Here is a 17,677-nt window from a genome sequence, read left to right as displayed (position 1 = left end):
GTGAGGAGGCCACGGCGGCAGCGCTGGGCGATCCCGTATGGCTGGGGCAAGAGCACGTTGCCGATCTGCGCCACGAGGAAGGTGGATTACTGGGTGCAGCAAAGCGCCTCTTGGCGGATGTAGGACAGCGCCGACAAAGCGGCGACGAGACGACCGAGCGTGAACTCACATGGGTTCCAAGTTCGCGCATGGCCATCAGCCTGCCCGTTGACGTGTGCTGGCGGCCGGCCGAAAAGGTGCGAGCGGTATTGCATGGCCCCGCGTGGCTGATCGAACATGTGCGCCTTGACAGCCAAGAATTGCGCGGTCGCTTCAAGTGGCGCTTGTTCCACAACAACCACCTTCGTCTCGATTTAGAAGGCCCAGCAATCGAAACGTGGTCAGTTTTTGGCAGCGCCGACTTACGTCTGCTCAATTTATCTCAACCCTCACTGTGCCTGGAGCTCGACGGTAGCGGAGACATCAAGGCCGCAGGACGTGTACAACATGTGACTGCGAGCACCATGGGTTCAGGCGACATCGACCTCAGTCTGCTTGAGCACCCGCGTGCAACAGCTAAGGTCATCGGCTCAGGAGACGTAACGCTTGGGCCGAGTGAGGAAGCAAACCTGTCGGTCGAAGGTAGTGGCGATATCACCCTGTTGAGCAGCCCACCGAATATCAGAACCAATATCTCGGGTAGTGGTGATATCCGAATGCCGGATGGCATTCGTTTGTCAAAATGAGCTTTGAGCAGCAGCGCTACCGGGCCAGTGGCCTCAACCTGGACGACGGTCTGGATGATCTTGCAGCGATCATCGGCGGTTGACGACCCCAAGGGCCCATAGTCGGGCAGCGCACGCATGCGTCGGGGAGGATCGTGGCACACTTGGTCGTTCTACGCTCGCTCGTCGTATCGCAACTGGAATACACCGCAGACTCGTTATCCGTTGGTTGGCATTCGCCTAGTACGCGAAGTCGACGCAAACGAACACTAGATGCCAAGCCTAGCGGGATCATGAATGCTCGTTTCCTGTGAAATCGCCATGCGACAGTTCGATGGGGGTGCCGTGAGGCGTGCGATGCGCGGCGTGGTGCCAGGCTTCGTGGTAGCGCGCCTGCGTCTCTACGCTCGCGACGCCTTTGCTTGCCATCAGGTGCTCTAGCGTGGCGAGCCAGTGCAGGTAGTAGGTCTCGCCGGTATCTGGATCGCCGGCAAGCTGCGCGCGCCTGATCTCTTCTGCAAGCGTTGCTGCCCATTCGCGCCACGTGTAGAGGCCCTGCTGGTGCAAGACCAGGGCCAGAGCAAAAGCCTGTGCCTCCCACGGCTCGCGGAACACCGGGCCTTCCTGGTCACGGGGAACGCCCGGTAYGGCCTCGGCGGCATCACGCGCTGCGGCTGGATCGACCTTCATCTCACGCCAATTCGAGGTAGGGCTCGAATGCCTCGATCGAAACGGTGAGCGTGGCGTCGGTGTCCGCTCCCCAGAGTTCGCGGCCTTCGAAGACGACTGTGTAGAGCCACTGCGGGTCTTCACCCGCGCCTGTCACGACGGAGTCCGGAAAGACATGGCAACCCCGGATCGCCTCGATCGTTCCTTCGCGGCCGCGTGCGTATCGTGGCAAGCGCGTGTGCGTGGGCGGGTTGATGTTCTTCGTGCGCACTCGCTCGCCCGGTTTGAACCTGGCCGGCTTCTTGGGCAGGCGAGCGAAAGAGCCTCGAGTGAATGCGTGTTCGATGTCGTTTGTCGTCATGACCCGTTCGACGGGCTTGCCCGGATGCAGGGCATGTCCTGCGGCGATTTCATCGGCGCCGATCAGCCCTCGTTCGAGGGCGTTGCGCTCGATTCCCAATGCCCATCTTTCGTAGTAGGACACTGAGAGGTACACCTCGGCAGGCAGTCGCTCTTGCGCGTCGCGAGACATGTCGATGTTCCAGGCGCGCGTGAAACGCATGGCTCGCTGCATCGCCAGCACGCGCTCCTCCCACTGCGCGTGGAATGGGGGTTCGTCAGCCTCGGGATGGACCGCGCCGAATCCGTGCATGCCCCCCATGTCATGAACTCCGTTCATGGCGATATCTCCTCGGGACGCCGGGGCAAGCCGGTGCCGATCATGCTGTCACGGGTGACGAGCCGCGCAAGGCGCTCCTCGGGCCAGCCTTCGGTGCCGGCGGGGCGGGGTGGCACCACAAGGAAGCGGGTTTCCGCGGTCGAGTCCCAGACTCGGATCTGCGCGTCTTCTGGCAGGACGACACCGAAGTCGGCCAGCACGCCGCGCGGATCTGACACGGCACGCGAGCGATAAGCGGCCGACTTGTACCAGACCGGTGGCAGCCCGAGCACGTCCCATGGGTAGCACGAGCACAGCGTGCAGACGACCATGTTGTGATGCCCGGGCGTGTTCTCCACCGCGATCAGATGATCGCCCACATGACTGACGACTCCGAGCGCAGCGATCGCCTTTGTCGCGTCTGTCAGAAGCGCCGCCTTGAACTCAGGATCAACCCACGCCCGGGCGATTACTCTAGCCCCGATGTGATGGCCGATCTTGGTCTGATATCGCTCGACGATAAGGTCGAGGACGGCACGGTCGACGTAACCCTTCTCGGTCAGAATTGTCTCGAGCGCGCGCACCCGCAGTTGGATTGGCGACAGCTCGGAGTGGTTGTGCTCGTCGGGACTCATAGATGTACTCGGACCAGACCGACTATGGCAGTGTAGGCAAATTGGTTCGGGATCGCGAGCCTTGAGCTTCCTTCTCCGACTAAACGGCAACTGGAATGGTGACTAGCGCGCGGAAGGGCGCCGCGCGTAATGGCAGCTTCAGCAGAGCGTGAGCCACTTGAGTGCGCTGCAATGAACCGCGCAGCACTTCAACTGGGCTTCTGAGAGTGGGCATTCGTGGACGGCGCCCTTTGCGACTGCAGATCGGCCATTGCGGTCAACGGCGCTTGTGCGAGCTCAGCGATGTTCTGCGCCGGGATGGCCTTGACGAGAAAACGCCAATCACCACCCAGCGCACAGGGCAGTTCACGGGAGAAGTCAGCCAGATTGACGGCCTTGCGTCGCCCCCCTCGGTGCGAGCCGGTCGTGACGGCGCTACCCTGCTTGCGTTCGATCCGCTGTATTTGCGCGCCCTGATAATCGGATCGGCGGAGGTCGGTGAGATCGTCATGCGCGCGCTGATCTTGCGCCGTGTCAGGCTGATCGAACACGGCGGCTCGGGCACGATCCTGATTGGCGCGCCAGATGATGCGCATCTTCTGCGCCTCCAAGGCTTCCTGACCCGCAGCGGCTATCCCAACCACGGCATGGATCCCAAAGTCGATGGTGGGGGTCGCTGCTTCATTGAGCGGATGGCGCTTCTCCCCAGTGACCTGCCGCTGGTGGTCTGCCCTAGCGGCAACATCCCACGGTTCGTCTGACGGCGCGCTAATCGGGTCTGTATGAACGCGTAGGGTCTAGCAGAGGCGCGGTCGTATCCCCCACCGTACTCAGGGGGTGTCCGTTTGGCGGGCTTGTATGTTCAAAAGATTTGAATAATTTGTCCGTGAATCGATCACTTTTAGCAAAACTATCACCGCTATAGTTCCGTACATGGCAGCGCAACAGCAAATTTACGCCGCTAAACAACATCAACCAAATTGAATCAACTCGAATAGAGAGAACGCCATGTCCAACGCCAAGCTCGAAGTCCTGACCCCGTACAACAGCCAGATCATCTTCATCGACCATCAGCCCCAGATGGCCTTCGGCGTGCAGTCGATGGACCGCCAGACCATGAAGAACAACGTGGTCGGCCTGGCCAAGGCGGCCAAGATCTTCGACATCCCGACCACCATCACCACGGTCGAGTCTGACTCGTTCTCGGGCTATACCTACCCCGAACTGCTCGACGTGTTCCCGGGCAAGCAGACGCTCGAACGCACCTCGATGAACTCTTGGGACGATCAGAAGGTGCGCGACGCACTGGCCGCCAATGGCCGCAAGAAGGTGATCGTCGCCGGCCTGTGGACCGAGGTCTGCAACACCACGTTCGCGCTGTGCGCGATGCTCGAAGGCGACTACGAGATCTACATGGTGGCCGACGCCTCGGGCGGCACTACCAAGGAAGCGCACGACTACGCGATGCAGCGCATGGTGCAGGCCGGCGTGGTGCCGGTGACCTGGCAGCAGGTGCTGCTTGAATGGCAGCGCGACTGGAAGAACCGTGACACGTACGACGCGGTAATGAAGGTGGCCAAGGAACACTCGGGTGCTTACGGCATGGGCGTGKACTACGCCTACACGATGGTCCACAAGGCCGAGCAGCGCACCGCCACGAAGCACGAGTCGCTGGCGCCGGTCCATGCACAGGTGATCGAGCGCTAATACTGCATGCGCGGGCTGGACGTTCCAAGGGACGTCCAGTCATTTCAGAGACCGGGCCAACCAGCCGCTGGCATTTGGAGGATGTATAAGACATGACAGCCATCAGCAATTCGCAGCCCCAGGACAACTCAGCCATCAGCTTGTGGGCGCAATGCCGCACGGCAGTGCTGCTCACCATCGTTGGGGGGGCCATCGACACCATAGGCTTCATCGCTTTGCTCGGCTTTTTCACGGCCCATGTGACCGGTAACCTGGTACTGGCCGGCGCGGCCTTCGTGAAGGGAGGGGCGGGCCTGTGGATCAAACTCGGGGCCATTCCGCTATTCATCGCCACGGTCATGTTTGCCAAAATGTGGATAGACCGCTGCAAGCAGTCCCACAAGACACTGGGCTGGCTGTTCGTGGCGGAGGCCGTGTTCCTGTCGGGCTTCATGCTGGTGGGCCTGTACTTCGATTCGTTCCGCGACCCCGATGCAGGCGCACTAGCGCTGACTGGCGGTCTGGGCCTAATGGCCTTGGCAATCCGCAATACGGCGAGCAAGACGTTGATCAAACACATCAGCCCCAGCACCATGATGACTGGCAATACCACTCAGTTCGGTATCGATCTGTACAGTTTCGTATGCACGCTCAGCCGCGAGCATGGGGTGGCCTTGCTGAAAAGTGGGAGCATCGTTGCTGGTTTTGTCCTGGGCGCGTTTCTTGGGGCAGTGCTTTACATGCGTGTTGGATTCTGGAGTGTGCTGCCCTTCACGCTGGTAATTTTATATCTGGCCAGTCTTTCCTTTCGTAAACAATTCATCTGAGGGAGGCCATGACCATAAACAAAAGCCGGCTGGAATCTTTCAGTGATGGTGTCATTTCTGTGAGCCTGACCCTGATGCTCTATCAAATTCAGCTTCCTGCCGAATTCAACTGGAATGGAGTGAGAGCGGAGGCCCATCATTTCTTCGGGTATGTGCTCAGCTTTATTTATGTCGGAATTTACTGGAATAATCATCATCACTTGTTCAAAATGGTGAGCGGCATTAATGGAATGGTTATGTGGGCCAATCTCAATCTGTTGTTTTGGTTGACGATGATACCAATAACCACCACTTGGACTGGAAAATCAGACTTCTCGGAAGTACCAACTGCGTTGTATGCCTTTGTGTTGTTCATGTGTGCCATATCCTATTGGTTATTGCAGCGTGTCATCATGGCATTGGAGGGAAAGGGCTCCTCGCTCGCGGGTGCGATTGGAAAAGATCTGAAGGGGAGATTATCTCTCGTTGTGTACGCGMTGGCGATCGTGGTAAGTTTTTACAGTAGTGTTGCAGCAATATTTATTTTGGTTGCAATGGCTATATTTTGGTTTTTCCCGGATTCGAGAATCGAAAGGTATCTCTTGAGGCAAGATGGAAAGAAGCCATAACCTAGCGTTTCGTAATCGTTCCCGGTCCTTTCCCCCGGATCTCTTCTAAGGAAGTGCTGATTAAATCAGTGCGCAAGTCATCGAGGCATTGGGTGAGTGCGTTGTCATCAGCGTGTTCATAGTTCAGGTCCGGTGATGAAGCGACAGATCAGTTTTGCGGAAGCGGAAAGCCACGTGACTGGCCCTCGGCGGCTCTCGTGCGTAGCAACTCGCTGACTTCCGCCTGACCACTGCCGGCGAGCAACTGGCCGCGGCAGTAAGTGTTGCGTGGCACCCGCGGATGCATCTCTTGGTCGGGTTGTCTCCGCGCCCCCCCGTGGTCACCAAATGTTGACACTGGATCGAGCAGATGTGGTTAGCGCCGCACCCTGGCGCACCGACACTCTCCCCCACGACGTCGTTGCCCCAAACCCCAACACATCTACGACTTGGGCTCACGCGTGGCGACTATCGCTATTGGGTAATGCCAGACGTCCCTGGTGTCTACGTGGACACGCTTTGGCTCACCGATCCGGCACTTCCGTACGCTGACCGGCAGGGTCGATAGGCCGCCGGCGCAGACCGGAGGCCCTTCGCCGCACGCTCGATCATCCAGCACCGGGCCATGTTTGCGCACTTCCGGCGTCATCTGCCAATCAGCTTGATCGTGTCCACCTCCGGTGCGGACCATATCGGTCCGGCAGTTTCAGGTAGCGCATGCGGGTGGCGAGGGCACGGTTGCCAAATCTAGCAAATTTGGTGTCTTATATGAATTAAGCCACCAAATTTAAGCGACTCGGGAGGGGTAATACGACACCTGAAACCGGATAGTTTCGCGTTTTCAGACAACCTCGACCAACTCCGGACATTGGTGACCAAGTCCCAAAGCAGCTAGACKATCGCATTGAAATTTCATTGTCTGTTCCAAATCCGCTGCGAACTTGGTCGCGCACCTCATCCCCCAGCGCGCCGGTGTGCAACTGGGTGCTCTCKCCGGCGCAACAGGTTCGCTGCTGTCAGGCATCCCAACGCCTTGGGTTGGACTACGCTAAAAGCGCATCGGAGCGTTTCGCATCAGCAATTTGCAACTCAAGGAGCCAATATGATTGATGCGCGTACCGGTAGAACTCTTACTACTGACCGTCCAGAAGCTGTAGAACGGTATCAGCTCGCTGTTGATCGCATCCTCGGTTCTGAGGCGGGCGCCGCGGAAGCCCTCGATCAGGCTTTGGCGCTGGACGGCAATCTCGCCCTGGCCCTGGCTGCGCGCCATATGCTTGCTAAAGATTCGAAGGCTGCGGACGCCGATCTCTTCAAAGAGCGTGCGCTACTGGCAGCACGAGCTGCGCTGCCCTGGGAGCGTGCGCATATCTCCGCGCTCTTTGGCCTGCTTGAAGACCCTTACACCAACCTTGCAGCTACTGAGGCCTACATCGCTGCCAATCCCAGTGACCTGCTAGTCATCTCGCAACTTTGCGGTTATCTGATCTTCTATGGCGGTGCGCGCAAGCATGAGCGCGTTCTCAATATCATGGAATCGGTCGATCCCAGTTTGCGTGATGATTGGGCTTGGCTCGCACGCCTGGGGTTCGCAGCCAGTGAGGCCGGTGATCAGAACCGTGGTCGTGCACTTGTCGAACGCGCACTGCAGCAGCGCCCACAGGCTCTCTACGTTATCCATAGCTATGCGCATGTGCTACACGACCAGGGTGAACCTGGAGAGTCATTGGAATTGCTGGGTATCTGGCTAAATGAGCACCGCTCGTCAGCGGAGGGCGGCGCTATGTATGGTCATGTGCAGTGGCACCTGGCACTGGCAGAGTGGCAGTTGGGGTTAACCGAGCAGGCATGGCAGCGCTATGAGCGTTACTGTGCACCAGAGACCACTCGCTGTGGTCCGGTGTTGACTCTGGCCGATTGCGGCGGTTTTTTGTTGCGTGAATACCTGCGCACAGGAGCTACGCGTCCGATTTCAGCCGCGGTTTCCGCCCTGTCCGAGCGCTTCAACTCTATGCTGTCGCATCCGTTTATAGCGCTGCATCTTGCTGGAATTCAGGCATCGGCGGGCGATATTGCTGCGCTTGAGCAAAGCAAGGCGGTTATCACGGCCAAGGAACCCAGCGACCAGACGCAGCTCTCGCTCAGGCTGGTTGATGCTGTCAGTCAGTTTGCTAGAGGGCAGTACGCTGAGGMAGCCGATACATTGAAACTGATATCTGCAGATCAACGCGTTGGCGTCGGTGGAAGTCGTGTTGAGCGCATACTAATCGATTTGCTTGAAACAAGAGCAGTTGAGCTCGCCGCCTAGCGGATACGCTTCGGCGGACATCAAGTCGGCAGGGTAGAGCTGGAGGAACGATCGCGTTTCATCMGCCCTTGCGCCGGACAGCCAATTCACGTCAAGCCACCTTCTAAAGCCCGACGCCTTACAAGGCTTGCAGGTGCCTACGTGCCGCCGATGCCGACTTTGCCGCGCCCGACCTTTCGATGCGGCACACAGGGGCGCAGCCTCTTCCTGGAGCCAGCCGTCAACGTGACGTGCTCCGCAGGGTAGCGGGTCGTCCTGTGCAGCGCGGCCTGATAGGCGGAATGGCCCGGATCGATGCGTTTGATAGCTGACATGACTGACACCTCCTCAGAGGATTCTAGCCCGAAACGGCACGGCGCTTATGCCGCCCCGTCGCTAGCAGTCCATGGGCGCTGATCTCGGGGCGCTCACCAGTGAGGGGCCCACGACCGCAACATGCCAGACAGGCGCGGCAAACGTCTCCATCAAGGCAATCGAGGACGCGATCAACACGTGGTGCAACCGACAGCCGACCCCGTCAACGGGCGACCGCGTAGCCGCTAAACGAGGGGCAATGCCTTACTAAGCAACGGTTTGAGCGATGCGAAAGTCTTTCATGGTCCGGATCGGGCTGAAGTCCTTTTCAAGCATTCATGGCTGTTAGTACATTCGAGCACGAATGACCGCTTCTGGAAGTTCCGACGGGCCGTTGTGGGGCGGGAAGAGCCGTCCGCTACCGTGGCGGCCAACGGCGGCTTATCGGCCTTTGCGGACGGTCGCGCCTCGGTTCAGCTCGCAATCGAATGACTGATTTTCAGCTCCATGAGCCAACTGCAGCTCTCGGCCAGCTACGGTCGTAGCCCATTGCGCCCAATAGCGGCCATTGCTTGGTACTTATCGAGTGGCTGCGGTCGTCACGCGGGCGCGCTTGCACCCGTGTCGGTCGTTCGAGCAGGGAGCAATTGACCCTCCATCTTCCCTTGCGTACATTCTCTATTTGTCGTTAGTGGCCGCTTCGCTCACTCTCAATAGGAGGAGTTTCATGAAACACTTCCACATCGTCACCACCGTTCTGCGATTAGTGCTTCCGGGACTCACGCTGCAATCGGGCGTTGCGTTGGGCCAAGTGCCACTGGACCAGCAACTAACCGGCGCATGGACGTATGTCTCGGTCGACACCGTCCGCCCGGATGGCAGCCGCACGCCAATGTACGGACCTAATCCCCACGGTCTTGTGATCTTTGACGGTCATGGCCACTACGCGCTGGTGAACTCGCGCGGCGACTTGCCCAAGTACGTATCCAAGGATCGAATGGCGGGCAGTGCGGAGGAATATCGCGCCGTGGTGCAAGGTTCGATCGCGCACTTTGGCACATACGTAGTAAACGAAGCAGACAAAACCATCACCTTTCGCATAGAGACGAGCACATTCCCGAACTGGAATGGGGTTGAGCAGCGCAGGCCGTTTGTCCTCTCGGGAGATGAGCTCAGGTGGACCACTCCTGCAGCCTCCGGAGGCGGCTCGGGAGAGGTCGTGCTAAAGCGAGCCAAATGAATTTGGCGCACACAGGCCGGGTGCTTGCCGCCGCCCCCCTCGGGATGGCCGACTCCAGCGGAACGGACCCGCTTCGCGATCTCGATCCGTACCTGAAAGCCAAGTGACTGGTCGGGAAAGCTAGGTACCAAGTTGACGTAACCTGGCGTTCGACCGAGCGCCCGGCTAACAACTACTTCCAACGTCCGGTTTCCGTAGGGCTCAATGACGGCAGTGGGTCGGGAAGAGCCGACCAACGAGCGACTGGGGAATGTGGTGTTACAGACGGCTTCGGCCGCTGGCCGGTTTTTCCCCGCGGACATTCTCCGCCGACACTGACATGAGCATGGCTTCGACGCCTGCGGGGCAGACCATGGTCGCCCGAATTGTGCGACGCATCGTGCGGGAGGTGTGATGGATGATACCGCGGACGTCATCGTGGTCGGGTCCGGAGGGTTGGGGGCGGCCACGGCCTACTTTCTCGCCAAACGCGGAGCAGGGCGCATCGCACTACTGGATCGTCACGATATTGGCTCGCAGACTTCGCCGCGCGCGGCAGGCATGGTGAGCACGCTGCGAAAGAGCGATCTGATGATCGGCCTGATTCGGCAGGCAGCGGCCAAAATCCGTAGCTTCACCGAAGACACCGGCCAGCCGCTCGACTGGGTGCACTCAGGTAGCCTCAAGGTGGCGCGTCGGCCGGAGGACGGTGAAGTCCTGGAGGATGACCTCGTCCGTGGCAAGCGTTACGGCCTGGACGTCGCACTCATTGCGCCCGAGGACGCAAAGGGGCTTAACCGTTCCTGCAGGTCCGGGACGTCGTGGCGATACTGCGCATCGGTGATGACCTGTACTTCAACCCGGCGCAACTGGCGGTAGGATTCGCCCGCGCGGCCCAAAGCTGTGGGGTGGAACTGCTGCCAAATATGACGGCCAACCGTGTACTGATCGAGGCGGGCCGCGTGACCGGTGGCGAGACCCCGCGAGGAGTGATCCATGCGCCTGTCGTCGTCGACGCCGCGGGTGCCTGGACGCGGCAGGTTGCGGAGGCCAGTGGCATCCGGGTTCCGCTCGTGCCAACCGCGCAGCAACCGTTCGTGACCGAACCCTTGTCTGGCGCGTTGGCGACGTTGCCAATGGTACGCATCATGGATGCCGCGGTTTATATGCGACCCTGTGATGGCGGGTTTCTATGGGGCGTGTATGAAGAGGATCCCAAGCTCTTCGACATGACGGATCTTAGCGAGGACTTTGACGTCAAGGACCTGCCACTCGATGCCGGGGTTCTGTGGCAGTATGCACGCGACGTACAGGCGCAGCTCCCGATTCTTCTTAAGGCACCGGTTCGAAAGCATCGTGGCGGGCTGCCGACGATGACTGCCGACGGACAACACATCGTGGGGCCGGCGCCGCATGTTCGGGGTTTCTACTTCGCCAGCGGGTGCAATGTCGCAGGCCTTTCCATCTCGCCAGCACTAGGCGACGTCTTGGCGTCGTGGATACTCGACTGCGCGCCGCCGATTGATCTCACACCTCTTACAATCAGCCGGTTTGGCGAGGGCCCCTGGCCGGAAGATGAACTCAGGAAGCAAGCTGCCTGGCAATACAGGCATTTCTATGGCGCCAGGTAGGGCTGTGGGCCTGGAATATGTCCATCGGCCCCTCCTCATCGACGATCACGTGGATCAGTTCTAGGCAAGAATGGCCAAAGCCTGGGTAGCTCGTTGCCGGGATTGCGGTCCCAGCATCCGCTTCTGGGCCGTCACAACCGTCTGCCATGACACGACGGAATGATCCAAAAGAATCGGTAACAGACCGGCTAGAGACTGGCGGAGGTCGCTTGCCGGCCATCTTCGGCTATCCAGCAAATCGAAAAATTCCGCGCCCGAACGACAGGTAACTAGTTGGGAACCGGCCACTCGACGAGTAAGTCGTCAGCACACATTCAGCGTCAAAGGAAGCGGCCATTGTGGAACGACCGCGTCCGGATGCCGATGGGCGGTAAGGTCGCTATGCGACCCATGCATTCCGTGGTCATGCAGTATTGTTGCCGTATAAGGGCATGTTCGAATCTAACGTTTGTGGTGGTGGGGGAGGGTCGCTGTGTTTGAAGAGCCCCACAAAGGCGAACCACCCGCCGCGCACCTCTGCCATGGTGCTGCCATCCAATTCTTCAACACAGGACAGATCCTTGATTACGAGAGTAGTCATTGCGGTTCTCCTTGAGGGTGGCTGTGAGCATTGACGGGCTCACTAGAGCCTTCGCATATCGTGTGCCAGCAGGGCTCAAACGACCTGACTCGGTACCTAACTCGCGGAACAATAAGAGCATTGTCGAAACTCTACTCGCCATTTAGTGTCTGGACGCGGCCAACCTGTCTGCTGTGGGCCAACAGGTTGGAGGCGGGCTGTTCACAGGGGCACAACACTCGCCAGGCGTGTCTCCCCATACATCAAATGTGCGAGCCGACACCCTGATTAGCGCACGGGATGCTGAGTATCAGGCGCCAGCGGAAGCTTGCTGGAAGCGTCTTCCTAGCTCTTTAACCGCTTTCGGGAGACGGTTGTACCCACTGTGGTCCCGGAGGTCCAGATCCACACCTTACTTCGAACAGATTGGCACACGCGAGAACATCCGCGTTCTTGCTGAACGTGATCCCCAAGCGGCACGCACTGTCGCTGCCGTGGTCGCCGACAGAGCAGCTATGCCAATGGATCATGTCTCGGAGGCTGCTCTAGCAAACCAAAAGCAAGAACGACGGCCAGTTAACTCCAGCGCTATAAACGTAAGCAAAGGGGTGGATCCGGCCATCGCCACCGTTGGGTCGGATGGCGCTTTCGCGGCTGACTCGGCCCTTCGGCGCTGCGCGATCGAATGGCTCAGAAGGGTCGAGAGCGGCAGTTCGGCGTTCTTCAAAGCGGACACTCCTGATGAACTCAGAAGGCCAACCGCCCGCCGGCGGCTTTAGCCGAGGGAGAGACGGCCGCTGCCCTGGGCTCGGATGACCGCTCGTTGCCGCATACCGGCCGTTCGGCAGGCCGAGGCAGGACGCTTATTTGCTGTATCGGCCCAACACCCCAAATTCTGGCAAACGTGTTTCGCGCTCGTCGGCCGGTTGGGGGTTGCCCCCCCAACCTAAGCGCGAGAAGAGACATCAGTTCACCACTCCGTTGAGGCTGCTCTTGAAGCGTGCGGCTACTGCATCGGCGCCACGCGAGAGAATCATCATATCCACGGCCACGGCGACAAACATTGCGCCGAGCGCCAAGCACTCGTGCGCGCGGTTCTCGTCTACCATCAGAATCCCTGGCGCCTTGCCACAGGCCTTGATGCGCCGGATTGCGTTATCGATTGCGGCGCGCACGGCAGGGTGCGTCGGATTGCCAGGGTAGCCCAGGCTGGCGGCCAGGTCGGCCGGCCCGATGAATACGCCATCCACGCCTTCGACGCTGGCAATCGCTTCCAGGTTCTCCAGGGCTTCGCCGGTTTCGACCTGCACGAGCAGACACAACTCGTCATTGCACCGCTGCATATAGTCTGTGGTGCGGCCGAAGCGTGTCGCGCGTACCGTAGCGCCGCCCACGCCGCGAACGCCGAAAGGCGGGTATCGCAGTGCGGCTACCGCGGCGATGGCCTCGGCTTCGGTCTGGACATAGGGCAGCAGCAGCGTCTGGGCGCCGATATCCAGGAATCGCTTGATAAGGACCTTGTCATTCCACGCGGGCCGGACCACCGCCGATGTCATGCGATCCGGGTCGGCGGCAACTGCTTGAAGCTGCTGGAGAACCATGGAGACTTCGTTAGGCGCATGTTCGGTGTCGAGCATGATCCAATCGAAGCCGGCGCCTGCCATGATTTCCGCGGTGTAGTGGCTGGCTAGCGCGGACCAGATACCGATCTGCGGCCGGCGCTCGAGCAAGCCTCGCTTGAAACGATTGACAGCGACAGCCATGTCTTTGCTCCTTGTTTCTATTCTCTCGRCGTCCGGGGGTCAACCGAAATGGCAGGAGACGGTCCCGAAGTCGCCATAGTCTGCAATCACGGTGTCGCCTTTCGCCACGTCCAACGGGCGAATGAACGAACCGGCCAGAATAACCTCTCCTGCCTGCAGGGTGACACCGTACCGATGCAGCCGATTGGCAAGCCATACCACGCCATAGGCGGGATGGTTAAGTACGCCGGCCGCCAGGCCGGTCTCCTCGACCTCGCCATTCTTGCTGACGATGGCCCCGATGCGGCGAAGGTCGGTATCCACTAATCTGGGACGGAAAGGCCGCCCTCCTAGTACTAGCGCAGCATTGGCGGCGTTGTCCGATATCGTGTCGAGCACGGTGCGTGTGCGTCCGCTACCCGGGTCGATCCGCTGGATTCGTGCATCCAGGACCTCCAGCGCCGGCGTGATATAGGCCGTGGCGTCCAGGACGTYGAACAACGTGCACTCTGGTCCGGATAGTGGCTTGTCGAGAACGAAGGCCAGCTCCGCCTCGATTCGGAGTTGCATGAAGCGATCGGTTGGAATGGTTGTGCCATCGCGATAGAACATATCGTCAAGGAGCACGCCGAAATCTGGCTCGCCGATATTCACTGCACGCTGCATGGCCTTGGAAGTCAGGCCTATCTTGTGGCCCTTGATGGTACGGCCATTCTCCTGCTTGAGCGCAATCCAGGCGTGCTGGATCGCATAGGCATCGTCAATCCGCATTTCCGGATAGTCAAGCGAGAACTGCCGACACGGAGTGCGTGTCCTCTCGGCCTGCTCCAGGCGCAGCGCGGCTTCCTTCAATTGATCCGGGGTCATGCTTAGGCTTCCTCCGCGCGAACGGTATTTGACAGGATGCCCACACCCTGTACCTCGACCTCCACGACATCACCTGGCGTCAAGAAGCGCGGAGGGTCGAAGCGGATACCTGCACCAATTGGCGTACCGGTGGCGATCACGTCGCCGGGATTGAGCGTGGCGAACTGCGACAGATATGACACCAGGTAGTCGAATGGAAACATCAGATTCGCCGTACTGTCGTCTTGGCGAACCTCGCCGTTGACGCGCGTCGTGACTCGAACATCGTTGTAGCTCTCGAACTCGTCTGATGTGACCAGCCAAGGGCCGATTGCCCCGGAGGCGTCGAAATTCTTCCCCTGCGTGACGTTGAATTTTCCGTGATGAAGCCAGTCGCGAATGGTGCCTTCGTTGATGCAGGTCAGCCCTGCGATATGGACGGCGGCCTGCTCCCTCGCAATGCGGCGACCCTGGCGGCCGATAACTATGCCAATCTCGCCTTCATAGTCGAGCTGTAGCGACTCGGGCGGACGCAACAATGCCTGACCATGGCCGACAAGGGAGGCGGGCGTACGCATGAACACGCTCGGGTATTTTGGCAGTTGACTGTTGTCCTTGTATTCCGCATTGCGATGCGCATAGTTCACGCCGATACAGAAGATCTTCTCTGGCGCGGCAATCGGAGGGAGAAGCTGCGCGGTGGACAGCGAATGGTCCGCCTCTGCACCAGTCAGGGCCGCGCGGGCACGGGCCAGCGCGGATTCGCCGCCCTCCAGCAAGGCTTTTACAGAGGCGATGTCAGGCAGGCGCCGACCGAGATCGACGATGCCCGAGGGGACGTCGTTGCCGATGGCCACGCCCCAAGAGACGGTTTTGCCGGAGCGATAGGTTACGAGTTTCATGCGTTGAATCCGAAGAAGTTCGCCGGGTTGTCGACCAGGATTTTTTTCAATACGGACGGGTCGGGCGCAAATCGGTAAAGAAGCTCGAGCAATGCACCCTCGTTCGGTGGTTGCTTGACCGAGACCGGATGGGGCCAGTCGCTGCCCCAGACGCAACGGTCCGGCGCAGCGTCAATCAGGCGCTGCGCAAGCGGCACCACATCGTCCCACGGCGCACCGGCCAAAGAGATCTTTTCGCTCAGGGACAGCATGACCCAATAGTTTCCGCGCTTGAGCAGCTCAAGCATCTTTGCGAGGCTGGGATCGGCATCGCCTTTGCTTGGATCAGCGCGGCCCATGTGGTCCAGCAGGATCGGCGCGTCAAGCTTCTCGAACGCACTGAGCTGCGCGGCGATGCCACTGGGCTCAGGCTGCAACTTGACATACCAGCCCAACTCTTTGATCCGCGCAAACGCCCGGTCCTGCTCGGCCTGAGTGAGACTGATGCCAAGGCCGGCGCGCGTGAATCGCGCGCCGCGCACACCTGCCTCGTGCAGCTTGGCGAGGTAGGCATCATCGCACTCGGTAAGCACAGCGGCATTGGCACAGGCGAGATAGTTGCGCGGTCCGTCGCCAGCGTTGAGATGCGCGAGCGCATCCAGGACTACGGCGTGATCGGCGCCATAGGTGGTGGCCTGCACGATCACGCCGCGGGTGATCCCAAGTGTGCGATGCAGGCGTTGCGCCACTTCCCAGGTAGCGGTTGGCATCTCATAGGCTGCGCCGGGCCGCACCGGAAACCGGTCGCGCGGTCCAAACACGTGGAACTGACTGTCACAACTGAACGTTGGCGGCAGCGGTACCGGGGCGCGCGGATTACGGTCGAACGGCAAGTATTCTGGCATGGTGGCTGACCCGGAACGACCGGGATTCCTTGGCTAGTGGAAGTAGGAAGGCGAAAGGCCTGGCGCCGCGAACGGCTGGCGGCTCACGCGATATAGGCGGTGAAGTCGCACTCCACCAGCTTGCCCATGTCGAGGTCTGCTTGCATGGTATGGCGCGCTGGTCGCGATCCGGGATTAGGGAACATGTCGAGCCACGGCGTGTTGAGGGCGGGCCGCTGGCTACGATCCCTCATCCAGACCGTGATCTTGACGATGTCGTCCGTCGTTCCACCGGCGGCCTCAACAATGCGTTTCACATTGGCCAGCATGTAGATGCACTGTGCTTCAATCGTGGACGCTGGCTTCCCGGTTGCAGGATCGTTGCCCTGGATGCTGCCGCTCATTAGCAGAGGGCCGATGCGACAGCCCGCCGGAATGGGGTTCTTGTGGCTGAAACCTTCGACGTAGACGCTAGTGCGACAGGGCGGAGCACTCCGCTCGAGCGCTGCAGCCACGCTCACTCGGCCGTGATGTTGGCCTGCTTGATCAGCGGTGTCCATCGGTTGTCCTCCTTGGTCAGGAATTGAGTGAATTGCTCAGGCGTACTGCCCCGCGCTTCAGCGCCAAGGGTCTGAAACTTGGCCTGTACAGACTTGTCGGCAAGAACTCTCTGCAGTGCCTCGGAAAGACGCCGCACAATCTCCTTCGGCGTGCCCGCAGGCGCGAGAACGCCGGTGAAGGTTTCGGCGGTGAGGTCCGGGAAGCCGGACTCCTGCAATGTGGGCACATTGGGCAATTGCGGCAGGCGTTTGGCCGAACCGACTGCCAGGGCACGCGTGCGGCCTTGCTGAATGAAGGGCAACGCCACGGACAGTTGATCGAAGTTGAACTGAACCTGACCGCCGAGCAAGTCGGTGGTGGCAGGGGCGTTACCTTTGTAGTGAACAGTGACCCAGTGCGCGCCTGTCTTGTTCTGCAGATACTCGCTCACCAAGTGGTTCTGCGTACCGGGGCCGGGCGAAGCCATGGTGAGCGTGTTGCCAGGCTTCTTCGCCGCCTCGATGAGATCGGTCACCGTCTTGTATTGCGTGGAGGCATTGACCTGCAGCACGATCGGCGTGAATGACACCGAACTGACGGGCTCGAAGTCCTTTCTCCAGTTGTAGCTGTCCTTCTTGAAGATGATCGGCGAGAACAGGATGGGCCCATTGGCGCCCATGAATAGCGTGTACCCGTCGGACTTCGCCCTTACCACCGCTTCTGCACCGATCATCCCGCCGGCACCCGGCTTGTTATCGACCAGAAAGGGCTGTTTGAATATCGTCTGCAATTGCTCCCCGATGATGCGCGCGGCGGAGTCGACGTTGCCGCCCGGTGGGTAGGGCACCACCAGGCGCACCGGCTTGTCGGGCCACGTCTGCGCCAATGCCGGGGATGTCATAGACATTAGGGCCGCTGCAAGTACAGCGCTGCTGGCACCCAAAGCACAGTTCCATTTCATAGCGAAAGTCTCCTTGCGTCGTCTCATGCGCTGGCAGCGAAAGCATCCGGCGGGCGACACAGTCACT

At 59.9% G+C, this 17,677-nt stretch carries 20 protein-coding genes and 1 pseudogene; 10 read left to right on the top strand and 11 right to left on the bottom strand.

All coding sequences use genetic code 11. From position 1 onward, the window contains the following. Both AC1DS3_RS14650 and AC1DS3_RS14645 read left to right on the top strand, forming a co-directional pair. Positions 1 to 725: GIN domain-containing protein (locus AC1DS3_RS14650; protein ID WP_477127425.1), on the top strand; the 725-nt coding region annotated here is incomplete at its 5' end. A 78-nt stretch (positions 726 to 803) separates the two neighbouring features. After that, positions 804 to 977: pseudogene (locus AC1DS3_RS14645) on the top strand (formylglycine-generating enzyme family protein); the annotation flags it as partial. An 18-nt stretch (positions 978 to 995) separates the two neighbouring features. On the opposite strand, the gene AC1DS3_RS14640 reads toward AC1DS3_RS14645, so the two are convergent. Genes AC1DS3_RS14640 through nthA form a run of 3 tightly spaced genes read right to left on the bottom strand, consistent with a single transcriptional unit; the run spans position 996 to position 2,666 of the window. Further along, positions 996 to 1,394: a nitrile hydratase accessory protein gene (locus tag AC1DS3_RS14640; protein WP_477127424.1), complete on the bottom strand. Its 399-nt coding sequence runs from the start codon at positions 1,392 to 1,394 to the stop codon at positions 996 to 998. Position 1,395: 1 nt separating this feature from the next. Next, complete coding sequence (gene nthB / locus AC1DS3_RS14635; protein ID WP_441633082.1) at positions 1,396 to 2,052, bottom strand: nitrile hydratase subunit beta; 657 nt, start codon at positions 2,050 to 2,052, stop codon at positions 1,396 to 1,398. Then, positions 2,049 to 2,666 carry a nitrile hydratase subunit alpha gene (nthA, locus tag AC1DS3_RS14630; RefSeq protein ID WP_441633080.1) on the bottom strand — a complete coding sequence of 206 codons (618 nt, stop codon included), beginning with the start codon at positions 2,664 to 2,666 and terminating at the stop codon, positions 2,049 to 2,051. The genes nthB and nthA overlap by 4 nt, the downstream gene beginning before the upstream one ends. A gap of 230 nt (positions 2,667 to 2,896) precedes the next feature. On the opposite strand from nthA, the gene AC1DS3_RS14625 reads away from it, so the two are divergent. The 5 genes from AC1DS3_RS14625 (at position 2,897) to AC1DS3_RS14605 (ending at position 8,053) form a co-directional block, all read left to right on the top strand. Continuing rightward, positions 2,897 to 3,406, top strand: a complete 510-nt coding sequence (locus tag AC1DS3_RS14625; RefSeq protein WP_441633078.1) for a hypothetical protein — start codon at positions 2,897 to 2,899, stop codon at positions 3,404 to 3,406. Positions 3,407 to 3,653: 247 nt separating this feature from the next. After that, entirely contained in the window at positions 3,654 to 4,352 is a 699-nt protein-coding gene (locus tag AC1DS3_RS14620) for a hydrolase (RefSeq protein WP_477127423.1), read from the top strand. 92 nt (positions 4,353 to 4,444) lie between these two features. Beyond that, positions 4,445 to 5,158: a YoaK family protein gene (locus AC1DS3_RS14615; RefSeq protein WP_441633074.1), complete on the top strand. Its 714-nt coding sequence runs from the start codon at positions 4,445 to 4,447 to the stop codon at positions 5,156 to 5,158. Between the two features lie 8 nt (positions 5,159 to 5,166). Beyond that, complete coding sequence (locus tag AC1DS3_RS14610) at positions 5,167 to 5,766, top strand: TMEM175 family protein (protein ID WP_477127422.1); 600 nt, start codon at positions 5,167 to 5,169, stop codon at positions 5,764 to 5,766. 1,081 nt (positions 5,767 to 6,847) lie between these two features. Next, the gene (locus AC1DS3_RS14605; protein ID WP_477127421.1) at positions 6,848 to 8,053 is read left to right on the top strand and encodes a tetratricopeptide repeat protein; all 1,206 of its coding nucleotides are present in this window, start codon (positions 6,848 to 6,850) and stop codon (positions 8,051 to 8,053) included. A gap of 137 nt (positions 8,054 to 8,190) precedes the next feature. On the opposite strand, the gene AC1DS3_RS14600 is transcribed toward AC1DS3_RS14605, so the two are convergent. Beyond that, positions 8,191 to 8,367, bottom strand: a complete 177-nt coding sequence (locus AC1DS3_RS14600) for a hypothetical protein (RefSeq protein ID WP_441633068.1) — start codon at positions 8,365 to 8,367, stop codon at positions 8,191 to 8,193. A 707-nt stretch (positions 8,368 to 9,074) separates the two neighbouring features. On the opposite strand from AC1DS3_RS14600, the gene AC1DS3_RS14595 reads away from it, so the two are divergent. The 3 genes from AC1DS3_RS14595 (at position 9,075) to AC1DS3_RS14585 (ending at position 11,197) form a co-directional block, all read left to right on the top strand. Beyond that, positions 9,075 to 9,587, top strand: a complete 513-nt coding sequence (locus tag AC1DS3_RS14595; RefSeq protein WP_441633066.1) for a lipocalin-like domain-containing protein — start codon at positions 9,075 to 9,077, stop codon at positions 9,585 to 9,587. A 393-nt stretch (positions 9,588 to 9,980) separates the two neighbouring features. After that, a complete protein-coding gene (locus AC1DS3_RS14590) occupies positions 9,981 to 10,445 on the top strand; it encodes an NAD(P)/FAD-dependent oxidoreductase (RefSeq protein ID WP_441633064.1) in 465 nt (154 codons plus the stop codon). Beyond that, positions 10,388 to 11,197 (top strand): NAD(P)/FAD-dependent oxidoreductase, encoded by an 810-nt coding sequence (locus AC1DS3_RS14585; protein ID WP_441633062.1) that lies wholly within the window; start codon positions 10,388 to 10,390, stop codon positions 11,195 to 11,197. Before AC1DS3_RS14590 ends, AC1DS3_RS14585 begins: the two co-directional genes overlap by 58 nt. A 403-nt stretch (positions 11,198 to 11,600) precedes the next feature. Here AC1DS3_RS14585 and AC1DS3_RS14580 read toward each other — a convergent pair whose 3' ends face one another. From AC1DS3_RS14580 to AC1DS3_RS14550, 7 genes are all read right to left on the bottom strand, one after another. Beyond that, positions 11,601 to 11,777, bottom strand: a complete 177-nt coding sequence (locus AC1DS3_RS14580; RefSeq protein ID WP_193752543.1) for a hypothetical protein — start codon at positions 11,775 to 11,777, stop codon at positions 11,601 to 11,603. Between the two features lie 944 nt (positions 11,778 to 12,721). Next, positions 12,722 to 13,519, bottom strand: coding sequence for an aldolase/citrate lyase family protein (locus AC1DS3_RS14575; RefSeq protein ID WP_441633059.1), 798 nt, complete (start codon positions 13,517 to 13,519; stop codon positions 12,722 to 12,724). Positions 13,520 to 13,558: 39 nt separating this feature from the next. Then, positions 13,559 to 14,365, bottom strand: a complete 807-nt coding sequence (hpaH, locus tag AC1DS3_RS14570) for a 2-oxo-hept-4-ene-1,7-dioate hydratase (protein ID WP_477127420.1) — start codon at positions 14,363 to 14,365, stop codon at positions 13,559 to 13,561. A gap of 2 nt (positions 14,366 to 14,367) precedes the next feature. Continuing rightward, positions 14,368 to 15,246 (bottom strand): fumarylacetoacetate hydrolase family protein, encoded by an 879-nt coding sequence (locus AC1DS3_RS14565; RefSeq protein WP_477109175.1) that lies wholly within the window; start codon positions 15,244 to 15,246, stop codon positions 14,368 to 14,370. Further along, positions 15,243 to 16,130, bottom strand: coding sequence for an amidohydrolase family protein (locus AC1DS3_RS14560; protein ID WP_441633053.1), 888 nt, complete (start codon positions 16,128 to 16,130; stop codon positions 15,243 to 15,245). Before AC1DS3_RS14560 ends, AC1DS3_RS14565 begins: the two co-directional genes overlap by 4 nt. Positions 16,131 to 16,213: 83 nt before the next feature. After that, positions 16,214 to 16,669, bottom strand: coding sequence for a RidA family protein (locus tag AC1DS3_RS14555; RefSeq protein ID WP_441633051.1), 456 nt, complete (start codon positions 16,667 to 16,669; stop codon positions 16,214 to 16,216). Beyond that, a complete protein-coding gene (locus tag AC1DS3_RS14550; protein ID WP_477127419.1) occupies positions 16,627 to 17,556 on the bottom strand; it encodes a Bug family tripartite tricarboxylate transporter substrate binding protein in 930 nt (309 codons plus the stop codon). The genes AC1DS3_RS14555 and AC1DS3_RS14550 overlap by 43 nt, the downstream gene beginning before the upstream one ends. Positions 17,557 to 17,677: the final 121 nt, after the last annotated feature.

The sequence above is a fragment of the Cupriavidus sp. 01L46 genome, from assembly GCF_056399905.1.
Note: the sequence above shows the minus strand (reverse complement) of the source record. Positions and strands in the feature narration are given on the sequence as shown.

What these genes read in the sequence shown, in the direction of transcription:
- AC1DS3_RS14595 (WP_441633066.1), top strand. Translation starts at nt 9,075, where the DNA reads ATGAAACACTTCCACATCGTCACCACCGTTCTGCGATTAGTGCTTCCG.
- AC1DS3_RS14615 (WP_441633074.1), top strand. Translation starts at nt 4,445, where the DNA reads ATGACAGCCATCAGCAATTCGCAGCCCCAGGACAACTCAGCCATCAGC.
- AC1DS3_RS14555 (WP_441633051.1), bottom strand. Translation starts at nt 16,669, where the DNA reads ATGGACACCGCTGATCAAGCAGGCCAACATCACGGCCGAGTGAGCGTG.
- nthA (WP_441633080.1), bottom strand. Translation starts at nt 2,666, where the DNA reads ATGAGTCCCGACGAGCACAACCACTCCGAGCTGTCGCCAATCCAACTG.
- AC1DS3_RS14580 (WP_193752543.1), bottom strand. Translation starts at nt 11,777, where the DNA reads ATGACTACTCTCGTAATCAAGGATCTGTCCTGTGTTGAAGAATTGGAT.
- AC1DS3_RS14560 (WP_441633053.1), bottom strand. Translation starts at nt 16,130, where the DNA reads ATGCCAGAATACTTGCCGTTCGACCGTAATCCGCGCGCCCCGGTACCG.
- nthB (WP_441633082.1), bottom strand. Translation starts at nt 2,052, where the DNA reads ATGAACGGAGTTCATGACATGGGGGGCATGCACGGATTCGGCGCGGTC.
- AC1DS3_RS14600 (WP_441633068.1), bottom strand. Translation starts at nt 8,367, where the DNA reads ATGTCAGCTATCAAACGCATCGATCCGGGCCATTCCGCCTATCAGGCC.
- AC1DS3_RS14550 (WP_477127419.1), bottom strand. Translation starts at nt 17,556, where the DNA reads ATGTCTATGACATCCCCGGCATTGGCGCAGACGTGGCCCGACAAGCCG.
- AC1DS3_RS14575 (WP_441633059.1), bottom strand. Translation starts at nt 13,519, where the DNA reads ATGGCTGTCGCTGTCAATCGTTTCAAGCGAGGCTTGCTCGAGCGCCGG.
- AC1DS3_RS14565 (WP_477109175.1), bottom strand. Translation starts at nt 15,246, where the DNA reads ATGAAACTCGTAACCTATCGCTCCGGCAAAACCGTCTCTTGGGGCGTG.
- AC1DS3_RS14590 (WP_441633064.1), top strand. Translation starts at nt 9,981, where the DNA reads ATGGATGATACCGCGGACGTCATCGTGGTCGGGTCCGGAGGGTTGGGG.